16 protein-coding genes are annotated in these 16,480 nt (G+C 52.2%); 14 read left to right on the forward strand and 2 right to left on the reverse strand.

Features of this window, described 5'->3' with window-relative positions:
- Positions 1 to 664 (forward strand): 3'-5' exonuclease (locus KQJ18_RS14095; protein ID WP_216422152.1); only part of this gene is annotated, 664 nt, incomplete at its 5' end.
- Between the two features lie 37 nt (positions 665 to 701).
- On the opposite strand, the gene gppA is transcribed toward KQJ18_RS14095, so the two are convergent.
- On the reverse strand, positions 702 to 2,183 hold the full coding sequence (gppA, locus tag KQJ18_RS14100; protein WP_085049766.1) for a guanosine-5'-triphosphate,3'-diphosphate diphosphatase: 1,482 nt from the start codon (positions 2,181 to 2,183) through the stop codon (positions 702 to 704).
- A 136-nt stretch (positions 2,184 to 2,319) separates the two neighbouring features.
- Positions 2,320 to 3,588, reverse strand: coding sequence for an ATP-dependent RNA helicase RhlB (gene rhlB, locus KQJ18_RS14105; RefSeq protein ID WP_003829013.1), 1,269 nt, complete (start codon positions 3,586 to 3,588; stop codon positions 2,320 to 2,322).
- Positions 3,589 to 3,719: 131 nt separating this feature from the next.
- On the opposite strand from rhlB, the gene trxA reads away from it, so the two are divergent.
- The 13 genes from trxA to KQJ18_RS14170 all read left to right on the forward strand — a co-directional run.
- Complete coding sequence (trxA, locus tag KQJ18_RS14110) at positions 3,720 to 4,049, forward strand: thioredoxin TrxA (RefSeq protein ID WP_001280776.1); 330 nt, start codon at positions 3,720 to 3,722, stop codon at positions 4,047 to 4,049.
- 158 nt (positions 4,050 to 4,207) lie between these two features.
- Positions 4,208 to 4,309, forward strand: coding sequence for a rho operon leader peptide (locus KQJ18_RS14115; RefSeq protein WP_110496374.1), 102 nt, complete (start codon positions 4,208 to 4,210; stop codon positions 4,307 to 4,309).
- A 78-nt stretch (positions 4,310 to 4,387) separates the two neighbouring features.
- Entirely contained in the window at positions 4,388 to 5,647 is a 1,260-nt protein-coding gene (gene rho, locus KQJ18_RS14120; RefSeq protein WP_002437993.1) for a transcription termination factor Rho, read from the forward strand.
- A 229-nt stretch (positions 5,648 to 5,876) separates the two neighbouring features.
- The gene (wecA, locus tag KQJ18_RS14125) at positions 5,877 to 6,980 is read left to right on the forward strand and encodes a UDP-N-acetylglucosamine--undecaprenyl-phosphate N-acetylglucosaminephosphotransferase (protein ID WP_085049767.1); all 1,104 of its coding nucleotides are present in this window, start codon (positions 5,877 to 5,879) and stop codon (positions 6,978 to 6,980) included.
- 12 nt (positions 6,981 to 6,992) lie between these two features.
- Positions 6,993 to 8,039, forward strand: a complete 1,047-nt coding sequence (gene wzzE / locus KQJ18_RS14130; protein ID WP_216422154.1) for an ECA polysaccharide chain length modulation protein — start codon at positions 6,993 to 6,995, stop codon at positions 8,037 to 8,039.
- 55 nt (positions 8,040 to 8,094) lie between these two features.
- Positions 8,095 to 9,225 (forward strand): UDP-N-acetylglucosamine 2-epimerase (non-hydrolyzing), encoded by a 1,131-nt coding sequence (wecB, locus tag KQJ18_RS14135; protein ID WP_085049769.1) that lies wholly within the window; start codon positions 8,095 to 8,097, stop codon positions 9,223 to 9,225.
- On the forward strand, positions 9,222 to 10,484 hold the full coding sequence (gene wecC / locus KQJ18_RS14140; RefSeq protein ID WP_216422156.1) for a UDP-N-acetyl-D-mannosamine dehydrogenase: 1,263 nt from the start codon (positions 9,222 to 9,224) through the stop codon (positions 10,482 to 10,484). The genes wecB and wecC overlap by 4 nt, the downstream gene beginning before the upstream one ends.
- On the forward strand, positions 10,484 to 11,551 hold the full coding sequence (gene rffG, locus KQJ18_RS14145) for a dTDP-glucose 4,6-dehydratase (protein ID WP_216422158.1): 1,068 nt from the start codon (positions 10,484 to 10,486) through the stop codon (positions 11,549 to 11,551). The genes wecC and rffG overlap by 1 nt, the downstream gene beginning before the upstream one ends.
- A gap of 33 nt (positions 11,552 to 11,584) precedes the next feature.
- Positions 11,585 to 12,466, forward strand: coding sequence for a glucose-1-phosphate thymidylyltransferase RfbA (gene rfbA, locus KQJ18_RS14150; protein ID WP_038634554.1), 882 nt, complete (start codon positions 11,585 to 11,587; stop codon positions 12,464 to 12,466).
- Positions 12,444 to 13,121, forward strand: coding sequence for a dTDP-4-amino-4,6-dideoxy-D-galactose acyltransferase (gene rffC, locus KQJ18_RS14155; RefSeq protein WP_216422160.1), 678 nt, complete (start codon positions 12,444 to 12,446; stop codon positions 13,119 to 13,121). Before rfbA ends, rffC begins: the two co-directional genes overlap by 23 nt.
- Before the next feature lie 4 nt (positions 13,122 to 13,125).
- On the forward strand, positions 13,126 to 14,256 hold the full coding sequence (gene rffA / locus KQJ18_RS14160) for a dTDP-4-amino-4,6-dideoxygalactose transaminase (RefSeq protein ID WP_069325091.1): 1,131 nt from the start codon (positions 13,126 to 13,128) through the stop codon (positions 14,254 to 14,256).
- A 1-nt stretch (position 14,257) separates the two neighbouring features.
- Positions 14,258 to 15,508, forward strand: coding sequence for a lipid III flippase WzxE (gene wzxE, locus KQJ18_RS14165; protein ID WP_085049772.1), 1,251 nt, complete (start codon positions 14,258 to 14,260; stop codon positions 15,506 to 15,508).
- The coding region (locus KQJ18_RS14170) for a TDP-N-acetylfucosamine:lipid II N-acetylfucosaminyltransferase (RefSeq protein WP_216422161.1) at positions 15,505 to 16,480 on the forward strand (976 nt) is incomplete at its 3' end. The genes wzxE and KQJ18_RS14170, both read left to right, overlap by 4 nt.

The raw sequence follows: 16,480 nt of genomic DNA on the forward strand, positions 1-16,480 counted from the left end.
CCGTTTTACGCACTGGTTGGGTGAAATTCAGCGCCTGGCAGAGCGTGAGCCCGTTGCGGCCGTGCGCGATCTTATCCACGGCATTGATTACGAGTCCTGGCTGTATGAAACCTCGCCGAGTCCGAAAGCGGCAGAAATGCGCATGAAGAACGTCAACACGCTGTTTAGCTGGATGACAGAGATGCTGGAAGGCAGCGAGCTGGAAGAGCCAATGACCCTGACCCAGGTGGTTACTCGTTTTACCCTGCGTGACATGATGGAGCGCGGAGAGAGCGAAGAAGAACTGGATCAGGTGCAGTTGATGACGCTGCATGCTTCGAAAGGGCTGGAGTTCCCGTACGTGTTTATGGTGGGAATGGAGGAAGGATTTTTGCCGCACCAGAGCAGCATTGATGAAGACAATATCGATGAAGAGCGTCGTCTGGCTTACGTAGGGATTACTCGCGCGCAGAAAGAGCTCATCTTTACCCTGTGTAAAGAACGCCGTCAGTACGGTGAGCTGGTACGCCCGGAACCGAGCCGTTTCCTGTTAGAACTGCCACAGGATGATGTTATCTGGGAACAGGAGCGTAAAGTGGTAAGCGCTGAGGAACGGATGCAAAAAGGGCAGGCCAGCATTGCCAATATTCGGGCGATGATGGCAAAGGCGAAAGCGAAGCCGTAGACCGGATAAGCGCAAGCGCCTTCCGGCAAATCAACGATTAACGTACTTCCAGCGGCCAGTGGACATAGCTTTGCCACTCGCTTTCCTGATCGATGAGCTCTTTACCTAGCGGGTGATGTTCCAGCCAGCCTTCAGGCAGTATGACCGTCAAGTGCTCATCTCTTGCATCCAGCTGAATTTCCGGCACCAAATCATCGCGGCGACGGCTGGCGAAAATAATCGCCAGACGCAGCAAACGGCAAAGGTGCTCCGCGATGCGCGGTGGCACGGCGTTTTGCTGATGGAGCGAAGAGAGATCGACCGGATTGGTTTGGTTAAGTAACAACGTGGCTAACAGTTTTTTCTGCGCCGGCGTAAAACCTGGAAGATCGAGATTGCGCACCAGATAAGCCGCATGCTGTGGTGCCTGTTTAAAATCAACGCTCAACCCAATTTCATGCAGCTGGCAGGCGCTAATCAGCAGTTCGCGGCTAATTGCTTCCAGATGCCACTTATTTTCCACTTGATCGAGGAATTTCGTTGCTAACATGGCAACGCGATGCGCTTGCTCTGTATCGACCATGAATCGACGCTGAATATTACGTAACGTGCGGCTGCGAATATCCTGATCCACCGCCAGATGTAGCATGCCATAGACCAGCCCTTCGCGTAATGCGCCGCCAGCAAGGGTCATGCACTGAATATTCAGTTCGGTGAAAATGGCAATCAGGATCGCCAGCCCGCTGGGGAAAACCAGCGCACGTTCCAGCGTTAAGCCTTCAATTTCCAGCTCTTCCAGACGGCCACAATGAATGGCTCGCTGCTTTAGCTGCTGAAGTTTCGCCAGCGTGATACGCTCATCCATGCCTTGCGCCATCATGATTTCCTGCAACGCCTGGACGGTACCAGAAGCACCAACGCAGACTTTCCAGCCATGAAAACGCAGTTTGTCAGCGACCGGACGCAGCACTTCGCGCGCAGCCTGCTCGGCCTGGTCGAAGTTTTCCTGCGCCAGATTACGATCGGTAAAATACCGTTCGAGCCAGGTGACGCAGCCCATTGACAGGCTAAACAAGGAAGTCGTTTGTGCGCCGGAGCCGGTAACCAGTTCAGTGCTGGCGCCGCCAATATCAACGACCAGACGCTGATCGGCCCCGCCGGTAGTGTGGGCTACACCCTGATAAATCAGTCGTGCTTCTTCTTCGCCGCTAATGACCTGGACAGGACAGCCGAGGATTCCTTGCGCTTTAGCGATAAACTCATCGGCATTTACGGCGATGCGTAATGTTGCCGTGGCGACCACGCGGATTTGCGGTTGAGGTATATCCTGCAGGCGTTCAGCAAACAGGCGAAGACATTGCCAACCGCGCTCCATCGCCTCTGTGGAGAGAACGTAGTCGCTATTGAGTCCAGCGGCCAGACGCACTTTGCGTTTAATACGCGTGAGCGTCTGGATGCTTCCCGCCACCTCGCGTACGACCAGCATATGAAAACTATTGGAGCCGAGATCGATTGCCGCATACAACGAGGTCGAGTTCATACACTTCATCCTTCAACCTGTATCTGTGTTGGCTGCGTTCTCTCACCCGAATCACTTACTTTAGTAAGCTCATCGGGATTCGTTTTCTTGCCGCCTTGATAAAGGCTGAATGATTTTGTGTATGGCATAACTTTTCTTAACCTGAACGACGACGATTACGCGGAGCGCCACCGGTACGACGTGGGCCATTACCTGTGCGTGGGCGCGTCAGGCGCAGCGGCTTCGGCAGATCGGTCATTAGCGCATCCGGGTTGTACTTGCTGACCGGAATCGAGTGGCCGATATAGGTCTCGATTGCAGGTAAATTCAGCGCGTATTCTTCGCAGGCGAGGCTGATAGAGTGACCGCTTGCGCCAGCACGACCCGTACGACCGATACGGTGAACGTAATCTTCACAGTCATCCGGCAGGTCATAGTTAAAGACGTGCGTTACGGCTGGGATATGCAGGCCACGCGCGGCCACGTCAGTCGCAACGAGAATGTCGAGATCGCCACGGGTGAACTCATCCAGGATACGCAGGCGTTTTTTCTGCGCCACGTCACCGGTCAACAGGCCGACGCGATGACCATCCGCAGCGAGGCTGCCCCAGATATCTTCACAACGATGCTTGGTGTTAGCAAAGACGATGGCGCGATCTGGCCACTCTTCTTCAATCAGCGTTTGCAATAAACGCATTTTTTCTTCATTGGAAGGATAGAAGAGTTCTTCTTTGATGCGGTGACCTGTCTTCTGCTCCGGTTCGACTTCCACATACTCAGCGTTATTCATTTGTTCGAACGCCAGTTCGCGGACGCGATAAGAGAGGGTTGCAGAAAACAGCATGTTCAGACGTTGGGTGGTTGGCGGCATACGACGGAACAGCCAACGGATATCTTTAATAAAGCCCAGATCGTACATACGATCGGCTTCATCCAGCACCACGACCTGAATCGCGCCCAGGTTAATGTGGTTCTGCTTTGCATAGTCAATGAGACGACCGGTGGTGCCGATAAGAATATCGACGCCGCTTTCCAGCACTTTCAGCTGTTTGTCGTAACCGTCGCCGCCATAAGCCAGGCCTAATTTCAGACCGGTGGTCTGTGCCAGCGGCTCGGCATCGGCGTGGATTTGCACGGCTAACTCACGCGTTGGCGCCATAATTAACGCACGCGGTTGGTTCACCTTGCGATCGGCAATCGCGGGATGAGAGAGAAGATAATGAAACGTTGACGTCAGGAACGCCATCGTTTTTCCGGTACCGGTTTGCGCCTGCCCTGCAACATCACGACCTGCCAGCGTTAGCGGCAGCGCGAGGGCCTGAATGGGCGTGCAGTTATGAAACCCTTTATTTTCAAGGGCTTCTATCACCTTTGGGTGCAGGGCGAAGTCGGAAAACTTCTGTTCTGTTAAATGTGTTTTGCTCATAGTGTGGTAGAATATCAGCTTACTATTGCTTTACGAAAGCGTATCCGGTGAAATAAAGTCAACCTTTAGTTGGTTAATGCTACACCAACAGCCTACACCAACACGCCAGGCTTATTCCTGTGGAGTTATATATGAGCGATAAAATTATTCACCTGACTGACGACAGTTTTGACACGGATGTACTCAAAGCGGACGGAGCGATCCTTGTTGATTTCTGGGCAGAGTGGTGCGGTCCGTGCAAAATGATCGCTCCGATTCTGGATGAAATCGCTGACGAATATCAGGGCAAACTGACGGTTGCTAAACTGAACATTGACCAAAACCCAGGCACCGCGCCGAAGTATGGTATTCGTGGTATCCCGACCCTGCTGTTGTTTAAAAACGGCGAAGTAGCGGCGACTAAAGTCGGCGCACTGTCCAAAGGTCAGTTGAAAGAATTCCTCGACGCGAATTTGGCGTAAGGAAGTCTCATGATCGGGCGACCATACTTCGAATTGATTCGGATGACTGGACGCCCGACTTGAGTCGTGCTAAGTTAGTGTTGACTTCGTATTAAACATACCTTATTAAGTTTGAATCTGGTTATATCCCATACTTCCCGTAGTTTCTCGCGCGAGAAGTGGACAGATTCAGGGCCTTATCACTCAATCCGTCTTGTCGTTTCAGTTCTGCGTACTTTCCTGTGACCAGACAGCGAACAGACATGAGTCGATGGCCGTAAACAGGCATGGATGACCCTGCCATACCATTCACAACATTAAGTTCGAGATTTACCCCAAGTTTAAGAACTCACACCATTATGAATCTTACCGAATTAAAGAATACGCCGGTTTCTGAGCTGATCACTCTCGGCGAAAATATGGGCCTTGAAAACCTGGCTCGTATGCGCAAGCAGGACATTATTTTTGCCATCCTGAAGCAGCACGCAAAGAGTGGCGAGGATATCTTTGGTGACGGTGTGCTGGAGATATTGCAGGACGGATTTGGTTTCCTCCGCTCTGCAGACAGCTCCTACCTCGCCGGTCCTGATGACATCTACGTTTCTCCCAGCCAAATCCGCCGTTTCAACCTCCGCACTGGTGATACCATTTCTGGTAAGATTCGCCCGCCGAAAGAAGGTGAACGCTACTTTGCGCTGTTGAAAGTTAACGAAGTTAACTACGACAAACCAGAAAACGCCCGTAACAAAATCCTCTTTGAGAACTTAACCCCGCTGCACGCAAACTCTCGTCTGCGTATGGAACGTGGTAATGGTTCTACTGAAGACTTAACGGCGCGCGTACTGGATCTGGCATCGCCGATCGGTCGTGGTCAGCGCGGTCTGATCGTTGCTCCGCCGAAAGCGGGTAAAACCATGCTGCTGCAGAACATCGCGCAGAGCATTGCTTACAATCATCCAGACTGTGTGCTGATGGTGCTGCTGATTGACGAACGTCCAGAAGAAGTAACCGAGATGCAGCGTCTGGTGAAAGGTGAAGTTGTTGCGTCTACTTTTGACGAACCCGCCTCCCGTCACGTTCAGGTTGCGGAAATGGTCATCGAGAAGGCGAAGCGTCTGGTTGAACACAAGAAAGACGTTATTATTCTGCTTGACTCCATCACCCGTCTGGCGCGTGCTTATAACACCGTAGTTCCGGCTTCCGGTAAAGTTCTGACTGGTGGTGTGGACGCTAACGCCCTGCACCGTCCGAAACGTTTCTTCGGTGCTGCGCGTAACGTGGAAGAGGGCGGCAGCCTGACCATCATCGCGACTGCGCTGATCGATACCGGCTCTAAAATGGATGAAGTTATCTACGAAGAGTTTAAAGGTACCGGCAACATGGAACTGCACCTCTCTCGTAAGATTGCTGAAAAACGCGTCTTCCCGGCTATCGACTACAACCGTTCCGGTACCCGTAAAGAAGAGCTGCTCACCACCCAGGAAGAGCTGCAGAAAATGTGGATCCTGCGCAAAATTATCCATCCGATGGGTGAAATCGACGCGATGGAATTCCTCATTAATAAGCTGGCGATGACCAAGACCAACGACGACTTCTTCGATATGATGAAGCGTTCCTGATTCTGGCATCATCTGAAAACGCCACGTTTTTACGTGGCGTTTTGCTTTTACGATTCATCCTAATGTTTGGTCAGATAAAATTGTCAATATTATCGGCGTCATGGATTGTCACAATGTGCGGCATGACCTACAAGAGGTAGGAAGTGTAATGTTTTAGCTGCTCTCTTCAAGGGGGCGTCTTAACGCATTATACTTTAAGGAAATGATATATGCTGAGAACACATACACTGTGAATCTACTCGCTGCTTTCTCTGAGCTAGTTAGTATTTTTTTATTCACAACCATTTTTATTTTTTTGGCGCGAAAAGTAGCCATAAAAATAGGTTTAGTGGATAAGCCAAACTTCCGCAAACGTCACCAAGGGATTATTCCTTTAGTGGGCGGGATTTCTGTGTTTGCAGGGATCAATTTTATGTTTGGTCTTTCGGATTATTACATTCCCCATGCCTCGTTATACCTCTTTTGTGCAAGTGTGCTGGTGTTTGTTGGCGCGCTTGACGATCGTTTTGATATCAGCGTAAAAATTCGGGCAGTCGTTCAGGCGGCGATTGCTATTGTGATGATGGTAAAAGGTGAGCTTTACCTAAGTAGCCTGGGGTATATTTTTGGCCCGTGGGAGTTGTTGTTGGGTCCCTTTGGTTATTTTCTCACCCTTTTTGCCGTCTGGGCGGCGATTAACGCCTTTAATATGGTTGATGGCATTGATGGCTTGTTAGGCGGGCTATCCAGCGTCTCATTCGCCGCGATGGGGTTTATCCTGTGGTTCGATGGTCAGACAAGCCTGGCTATCTGGTGTTTTGCCATGATTGCCGCCATCCTGCCTTACATCATGCTGAATCTGGGCATTCTTGGACGCCGCTATAAAGTCTTTATGGGCGATGCGGGGAGTACGCTGATTGGCTTTACAGTCATTTGGATTCTGCTGGAGACCACACAAGGTGCAACACACCCTATTAGCCCGGTCACTGCACTGTGGATTATCGCCATTCCGTTAATGGATATGGTGGCGATTATGTATCGTCGTTTACGTAAAGGCATGAGTCCTTTCTCTGCAGATCGCCAGCATATTCATCATTTAGTGATGCGCGCAGGGTTTACTTCCCGACAGGCATTTGTTCTGATCACGCTGGCTGCAGCGATTCTGGCCTCTATCGGCGTACTGGCTGAATATTTTCGTTTAGTCCCTGAATGGGCCATGTTGGTGCTCTTTTTACTGGCATTCGGTCTTTACGGTTACTGTATTAAGCGGGCATGGAAGGTGGCGAGATTTATTAAGCGTGTTAAGCGCAGGCTGCGAAGGCACCGCGAAGGCAAACCAAACTTAACCAAGTGAATTGAGGATGCGATGACACAACCATTACCGGGGGAACACGCCGTGAGCGCAGAAAATGAACTGGATATCCGTGGGTTGTTTCGTGCCTTATGGGCAGGGAAAGTGTGGATTATTGGTATCGCGCTTGCCTTTGCGATAGTCGCTCTTGCCTATACGTTCTTTGCTCGTCAGGAGTGGAGTGCTACGGCGATTTCAGACAAGCCAACGGTTAATATGTTGGGCGGTTACTACTCTCAACAGCAGTTTTTGCGTAACCTGGATATTAAGGCCAGCCTCGCATCTGCGGACCAGCCGTCGGTAATGGACGAAGCCTATAAAGAATTCATCATGCAGCTCGCCTCCTGGGATACGCGTCGTGAATTCTGGCAGCAGACTGATTACTATAAGCAGCGTATGGTGGGTAACAGTAAAGCCGATGCGGCGATGCTGGATGAACTGATTGGTAACATCCAGTTTATGCCTGGCGATGCGTTACGTAATACCAATGACAGTGTGAAGCTGATTGCGGAGACGGCTCCTGATGCCAACAATCTACTGCGTCAGTACGTCGCCTTTGCCAGTCAGCGCGCGGCGCATCATCTGAACGAAGAGTTAAAAGGGGCCTGGGCTGCACGCACTGTGCAGATGAAGGCGCAGGTTAAACGCCAGGAAGAAGTGGCGAAATCACTATTCTCCCGCCGTGTTCACAACATTGAGCAGGCACTCAAAATTGCCGAACAGCATAACATTTCGCGTACCTCCACTGATGTTCCTGCTGATGAGTTGCCGGATTCTGAACTGTTCTTACTTGGACGTCCTATGCTGCAGGCGCGACTTGAAAACTTGCAGTCTGTTGGTCCGGACTTCGATCTGGACTACTTCCAAAACCGAGCCATGCTGAACACACTGAACGTTGGGCCAACTCTGGATCCGCGTTTTCAGACCTATCGTTATCTGCGTACGCCGGAAGAGCCAGTAAAACGTGACAGCCCTCGCCGTGTCTTCCTGATGATTATGTGGGGCATTGTTGGGGCTCTGATTGGTGCTGGCGTCGCGTTAACCCGTCGCCGCGCGATTTAGCAATACCGTTGCAGTGAGGGGCTGGGCCCTCACTGCCAATCCGAAGAGAATCGATGTGAAAGTACTGACTGTATTTGGCACGCGACCGGAGGCTATAAAAATGGCACCTCTGGTTCATGCGTTGGCAAAAGATCCTGATTTTGAGGCAAAAGTTTGCGTCACAGCGCAGCATCGGGAGATGCTCGATCAGGTGTTGAACCTCTTTTCCATAGTACCTGACTACGATCTCAATATTATGCAGCCAGGTCAGGGGCTAACAGAAATTACCTGCCGAATCCTTGAAGGGTTAAAGCCAATTCTGGCTGATTTCAAACCTGATGTGGTGCTGGTGCACGGTGATACCACGACCACTATTGCTACCAGTTTGGCTGCGTTCTATCAGCGCATCCCGGTGGGGCATGTAGAGGCGGGTTTACGTACTGGCGATCTTTACTCTCCCTGGCCGGAAGAGGCGAACCGTACGCTTACCGGGCGTCTGGCTATGTATCATTTTGCGCCGACAGAAAACTCGCGGCAGAATTTGTTACGGGAAGCTATTCCTGATAATCGTATTTTCGTCACGGGCAATACGGTTATTGATGCGTTGATCTGGGTACGCGACCGCGTACTGGCGAGTGATGCATTGCGGGCTGAACTGGCAGAACATTACCCTTTCCTCGACGCTAATAAAAAGATGATACTGGTGACCGGTCATCGTCGGGAAAGCTTCGGTCGCGGCTTTGAAAACATTTGCCACGCGCTGGCGGAAATTGCCGCGGCTAATCAGAATGTGCAGATTGTCTATCCGGTACACCTGAATCCTAACGTCAGCGAGCCGGTCAACCGCATCCTGGGGCACGTTGAAAACGTGATTCTGATTGAACCGCAGGACTACATGCCGTTTGTCTGGCTGATGAATCACGCCTGGCTGATCCTGACCGATTCCGGCGGGATTCAGGAAGAAGCCCCATCCCTGGGGAAACCGGTGCTGGTGATGCGTGAAACAACGGAACGGCCTGAAGCTATTACCGCAGGCACTGTACGCCTGGTGGGGACTGACCCACAGCGTATTGTAGAAGAAGTCACGCGTTTGCTGCATGACGACAATGAATATCAGACCATGAGCCGTGCCCATAACCCATATGGTGACGGGCTGGCGTGTGGCCGCATTTTACACGCGTTAAAAAATAATCGGGTATCGCTATGAGTTTTACGACCATTTCTGTCATTGGGCTGGGTTATATCGGACTGCCAACGGCGGCTGCCTTTGCTTCCCGTCAAAAACATGTAATTGGCGTAGATGTAAATCAACATGCAGTGGATACCATTAATCGCGGCGAAATTCACATCGTTGAGCCCGATCTGGCCGCTGTGGTGAAAACGGCGGTCGAAAACGGATTTCTTCGTGCAACCACCACTCCCGTAGACGCTGATGCGTATCTGATTGCTGTGCCTACCCCGTTCAAGGGAGAGCATGAACCCGATATGGTCTACGTTGAAGCTGCGGCGAAGTCTGTCGCGCCGGTGCTGAAAAAAGGCGCGTTGGTGATACTTGAATCGACTTCACCGGTCGGGGCAACTGAACAGATGGCCGCATGGCTTGCAGAAATGCGGCCTGATCTGACTTTCCCGCAGCAGGTCGGTGAACAGGCCGATGTGAATATTGCGTATTGTCCGGAGCGCGTGCTGCCAGGCCAGGTCATGGTCGAACTGATTAAAAACGACCGCGTGATCGGCGGGATGACCGCCGTCTGCTCCGCGCGTGCCAGTGAGTTATATAACATCTTCCTTGAGGGCGAATGTGTCGTGACCAACGCCCGCACCGCGGAAATGTGCAAGCTGACTGAGAATAGCTTCCGCGACGTTAATATCGCCTTTGCGAATGAATTATCGCTAATTTGCGCCGATCAGGGGATTAACGTCTGGGAACTGATTCGCCTGGCAAACCGTCATCCGCGAGTCAATATTCTGCAACCAGGACCTGGCGTTGGTGGACACTGTATCGCGGTCGATCCGTGGTTTATCGTGGCGCAGAACCCGCAGCAGGCGAAACTGATCCGTACCGCACGCGAAGTTAATGATGGTAAGCCTCATTGGGTCGTCGAGCGGGTAAAAGCCGCTGTGGCCGACTGTCTGGCAGATACCAACAAACGGGCCAGTGAAGTGAAAATCGCCTGCTTTGGTTTGGCTTTTAAACCGAATATTGATGATTTACGTGAAAGCCCGGCGATGGGAATTGCGCAGAGTATCGCGCATTGGCACAAAGGTGAAATGCTGGTGGTGGAACCGAATATCCATCAACTGCCGAAAAAACTGGACGGCATTTGCCAACTGGCGACATTGGACGATGCGCTGGCAAGCGCCGATGTGCTGGTCATGCTGGTCGACCATAATGAATTTAAAGCCATTAAAGGCGATGCGGTTCTTCAGCAGTACATCGTTGATACCAAAGGGGTCTGGCGCTAATGAAACGAATTCTGGTTACCGGTGGCGCGGGGTTTATCGGCTCGGCGGTTGTACGGCATATTATTCAAGAGACCCAGGATGCGGTGGTTGTGGTCGATAAGCTGACCTATGCCGGAAACCTGATGTCGCTGACGCCGGTTGCACAGAATGACCGTTTTGCCTTTGAGAAAGTGGATATCTGCGATCGGGCATCGCTCGACGAGGTGTTTCAACACTACCAGCCAGACTGCGTGATGCATCTGGCGGCAGAAAGTCATGTCGATCGCTCCATTGATGGTCCGGCTGCTTTTATCGAAACCAACATTGTGGGCACCTACACGCTGTTGGAAGCGGCACGCGCTTACTGGAGTGCATTGTCCAGCGAGAAAAAATCGGCGTTTCGCTTCCACCATATCTCAACTGATGAGGTGTATGGCGATCTCCATTCGACGGATGATTTCTTTACTGAAAGCACGCCCTATGCGCCGAGTAGCCCTTATTCCGCGTCGAAAGCCAGCAGCGATCATCTGGTACGCGCGTGGTTGCGAACCTATGGCCTGCCAACGCTCATTACCAACTGCTCTAACAACTATGGCCCCTACCATTTCCCGGAAAAACTCATCCCGCTGATGATCCTCAACGCATTGGCTGGGAAACCGCTGCCGGTATACGGCAATGGGCAACAGATCCGCGACTGGTTGTATGTAGAGGATCATGCCAGGGCGCTCTATTGCGTGGCGACAACGGGCGCGATTGGGGAAACCTATAATATTGGTGGTCACAATGAGCGTAAAAACCTGGATGTTGTCGAAACGGTTTGCAGCCTGTTGGAAGAGCTGGCGCCGCAAAAACCACAAGGCATTGCACAGTACCGAGACTTGATCACTTTTGTTGACGATCGCCCGGGTCATGATGTGCGGTATGCCATTGACGCGTCGAAAATTGCGCGTGAATTAGGCTGGATACCGCAGGAAACGTTTGAAAGCGGAATGCGCAAAACCGTGCAGTGGTATCTGGATAATCAGGCATGGTGGAAACCCGTGCAGGATGGCAGCTATCAGGGTGAACGTTTAGGTCTGAAGGGCTAACAGCCTGGTTTTGGCTCCCGGAGGAGACAACGCATGAAAGGTATCATTCTGGCGGGCGGTTCAGGTACTCGCCTGTATCCCATTACGCGTGGCGTATCGAAGCAGCTATTGCCCATTTACGATAAGCCGATGATTTACTACCCGCTATCAGTGCTAATGCTGGCGGGGATTCGCGAAATTCTGATTATTACCACGCCGGAAGATAAAGGTTATTTCCAGCGTTTGTTAGGCGATGGCTCTGAGTTCGGCATTGAATTGCACTATGCCGAGCAACCCAGCCCGGATGGATTAGCGCAGGCATTTATCATTGGTGAAACGTTCCTTAACGGTGAACCGTCATGTCTGGTATTAGGGGATAATATCTTCTTTGGTCAGGGCTTCAGTCCAAAACTACGTCATGTAGCCGCCCGCACAGAAGGTGCGACGGTGTTTGGTTACCAGGTCATGGATCCTGAACGTTTTGGTGTTGTGGAGTTTGACGACAATTTTCGCGCTATCTCTCTGGAAGAGAAGCCGAAAGCACCGAAATCTAACTGGGCGGTAACAGGGCTCTATTTCTATGACAGTAAAGTGGTGGAATACGCAAAACGCGTGAAACCTTCTGAGCGTGGAGAACTGGAGATTACGTCGATCAACCAGATGTATCTTGATGATGGGCATCTGACGGTGGAATTGCTTGGACGTGGCTTTGCCTGGCTGGATACCGGTACGCATGACAGTCTGATCGAAGCGAGTACTTTTGTGCAGACGGTAGAAAAACGTCAGGGTTTTAAAATAGCCTGTCTGGAGGAGATCGCCTGGCGTAACGGTTGGCTGGATGATGAAGGCGTGAAACGTGCCGCCAGCTCGCTGGCTAAAACGGGCTATGGCCAATATTTGCTGGAGCTGCTCCGTGCTCGTCCGCGCCAGTATTGAGCCGCTTAGCTGGGAAAATACGTTTTTTGGCGTGAATAGCGCCATTATACGTTTTGACCAACACGCGCCGGTTCTGACGGTGGATGCGTTACGTCCCTGGTCGCGGGTACAGGCAAAAATTGCTGCCGCAAATACCCATGAATTGGATGCCTTGCAGCGGTTGGGTTTCTCACTGGTCGAAGGCGAAGTGGATTTTGTACTGCCCGTGACGTGTGCCAGCGGCAACTCTGACGCGCAGATCGCGCAAACTACGGATATCCCGGCATTACGCTGCCTGGCAGAACAGGCATTCGCGCAAAGCCGTTTTCGCGCCCCGTGGTATGCCGCAGATGCCAGTTCGCGTTTTTATGCGCAGTGGATTGAAAATGCGGTGCTGGGGACGTTCGATCATCAATGCCTCGTTTTACGCACGCCGACAGGTGAAATTCGTGGTTATGTCTCGCTGCGCGAACTGAATGCGTCCGAGGCGCGAATAGGCCTACTGGCTGGGCGTGGCGCGGGTGAAGAACTAATGCTGGCTGCGCTTTGCTGGGCGCAGGCCCGCGGTAAAACAATATTGCGCGTGGCAACCCAAATGGGTAACACCGCCGCGCTTAAACGTTACATACACAGTGGTGCGAATGTGGAAAGCACCGCGTATTGGTTATACAGGTGACACGATGATTCCATTTAATGCACCGCCGGTGGTGGGAACTGAACTCGATTACATGCAGTCTGCGATGAACAGCGGCAAACTGTGTGGCGACGGCGGCTTTACCCGTCGCTGTCAGCAGTGGCTGGAGCAGCATTTTGGCAGCGAGAAAGTTCTGTTGACGCCATCTTGTACCGCATCGCTTGAGATGGCGGCATTGCTGTTGGACATTCAGCCCGGCGATGAAATCATCATGCCGAGCTACACATTTGTCTCCACGGCTAACGCATTCGTTTTACGCGGGGCGAAAATCGTCTTTGTTGATATCCGTCCGGATACCATGAACATTGATGAAACGCTGATTGAAGCGGCGATCACCGACAAAACCCGCGCTATTGTGCCGGTACATTACGCGGGCGTGGCCTGCGAAATGGATACCATTATGGCGCTGGCCAGCAAACATAACCTGTATGTGGTCGAAGATGCGGCCCAGGGCGTGATGTCGACCTACAAAGGCCGGGCGCTGGGGACAATTGGTCACATCGGCTGCTTTAGCTTCCATGAAACCAAAAACTACACTGCAGGCGGTGAAGGCGGCGCGACGTTGATTAATGATAAAAAATTAGTCGAACGTGCCGAGATTATTCGTGAAAAAGGGACAAACCGTAGTCAATTTTTCCGTGGCCAGGTAGATAAGTATACCTGGCGCGATATCGGCTCCAGCTATCTGATGTCCGATCTGCAGGCTGCTTATTTGTGGGCGCAACTGGAAGCGGCCGACCGTATTAACCAGCAGCGTCTGGCGCTGTGGCAGAATTACTATGATGCCCTCGAACCGCTGGCGCGTGCCGGACGTATTGAGCTGCCTGCTGTCCCGGAAAACTGCGTGCAGAATGCCCATATGTTTTATATCAAGCTGCGCGATATCGACGATCGCACCGCGTTGATTAATTTCCTCAAAGAAGCCGAAATTATGGCGGTGTTCCACTATATCCCGCTACATGATTGCCCGGCTGGCGATAAATTTGGCGAGTTTGCCGGTGTTGATCGTTACACCACCAAAGAGAGCGAGCGTCTGCTGCGTTTGCCGCTGTTCTATAACCTGTCACCGGTTAATCAGCGAACGGTAATCTCGACCTTACTCAATTACTTCTCCTGATATGTCGCTTGCTAAAGCGTCCTTATGGACGGCGGCCAGTACGCTGGTAAAAATTGGGGCGGGTCTGCTGGTGGTGAAGTTATTGGCCGTCTCCTTTGGCCCGGCAGGTGTGGGTCAGGCGGGTAATTTTCGCCAAATGGTCACCGTGCTGGGCGTGTTGGCGGGAGCTGGCATTTTCAACGGCGTCACGAAATACGTTGCGCAGCACCATGACGATCCGGCCCGGCTCCGTAAGGTGGTCGGTACATCTTCCGCAATGGTGCTGGGATTCTCTACGCTGATGGCGGCGGTTTTTCTGCTGGCGGCCGCGCCGATCAGTCAGGGGTTGTTTGGCCATACGCATTATCAGGGGCTGGTTCGACTGGTTGCGCTGGTGCAGATGGGCATCGCCTGGGCTAACCTGCTGCTGGCGCTGATGAAAGGCTTCCGCGATGCGGCAGGCAACGCGCTGTCGCTGATTGTGGGTAGCCTGGTTGGCGTAGTGGCTTACTATGGCTGCTATCGCCTGGGGGGCTATGAAGGCGCCTTGCTGGGCCTGGCTCTGGTGCCTGCGCTGGTCGTTATCCCTGCCATTATTATGCTGCTTAAGCGTGGAACTATTCCGCTGCATTACCTGAAGCCCTCGTGGGACAATGGTCTGGCAGGGCAGTTAAGCAAGTTTACGCTGATGGCGCTGATTACCTCTGTAACGCTGCCTGTGGCATACGTGATGATGCGAAACCTGCTGGCGGCACAGTACAGCTGGGATGATGTGGGGATCTGGCAGGGGGTCAGCAGTATCTCCGATGCGTATCTGCAATTTATTACCGCCTCATTCAGCGTTTACTTGCTGCCGACGTTGTCGCGGCTGACAGAAAAGCATGACATTACCCGCGAGGTCATTAAGTCGCTGAAGTTCGTGCTGCCGGCGGTTGCCGCCGCGAGCTTTACGGTTTGGCTATTGCGTGATTTTGCGATCTGGCTGCTCTTTTCCGCAAAATTTACCGCCATGCGCGACCTGTTTGCCTGGCAACTGGTCGGCGATGTACTGAAAGTTGGCGCCTACGTTTTTGGTTATCTGGTGATCGCGAAAGCGTCGCTGCGGTTTTATATTTTGGCTGAAATTAGCCAGTTCATGTTATTGACGGCGTTTGCCCACTGGCTGATCCCGGCACAGGGCGCTCTGGGCGCAGCGCAGGCGTATATGGCAACATACATCGTCTATTTTTCTCTTTGTTGTGGCGTGTTTTTACTCTGGCGTAGGCGGGCATGACTGTACTGATTCACGTTCTGGGATCGGATATCCCTCACCATAACCACACCGTGCTGCGGTTTTTTAACGATTCGCTGGCTGCGACGAGCGAGCACGCGCGCACGTTTATGGTTGCAGGCCAGGATGCTGGGTTCAGTGAGAGCTGCCCGGCGTTATCGCTGAGTTTCTACGACGGAAAAAAGGCGCTGGCCCAGGCGGTTATTGCGAAGGCGAAAGCGGATCGCCAACAGCGCTTCTTCTTTCATGGTCAGTTCAACACCAGCCTGTGGCTGGCGCTGCTGAGTGGGGGAATTAAACCGGAGCAGTTTTACTGGCACATCTGGGGCGCGGATTTATATGAAGTTTCCAGTGGGCTGAAATTCCGCCTGTTTTACCCGATTCGTCGCATGGCGCAGAATCGCGTGGGCTGCGTGTTTGCTACGCGAGGCGATTTACGTTATTTCGCCGGGCAGCATCCGCACGTTCGCGGCGAACTGCTCTATTTCCCAACGCGGATGGATCCCTCGCTCAATAATATGAGCAGTGAAAGCCAGCGCAGCGGTAAGATGACGGTGTTGGTTGGCAACTCTGGCGATCGCAGCAATGAGCATATTGCCGCGCTACGTGCTGTTCACCAGCAGTTTGGTGACACGGTGAATGTGATCGTGCCAATGGGGTATCCGACCAATAATACGGCCTATATCGACGAGGTTCGTCAGGCGGGTCTGGCATTATTTAGCGCGGATAATTTGCAAATATTGAGTGAAAAACTGGAGTTTGATGCCTATCTGGCACTATTGCGTCAGTGCGATCTGGGCTACTTTATTTTTGCTCGTCAGCAAGGGATCGGCACCTTATGTTTGTTGATCCAGGCCGGTATCCCGTGCGTACTCAACCGTGAAAATCCTTTCTGGCAGGATATGGCAGAGCAAAATATCCCGGTTCTGTTTACGACAGATCAACTCAATGAAGGTCTCGTACGCGAAGCGCAGC

This window comes from Citrobacter sp. S55_ASV_140 (genome assembly GCF_018919505.1).
Taxonomy (GTDB): domain Bacteria; phylum Pseudomonadota; class Gammaproteobacteria; order Enterobacterales; family Enterobacteriaceae; genus Citrobacter; species Citrobacter werkmanii.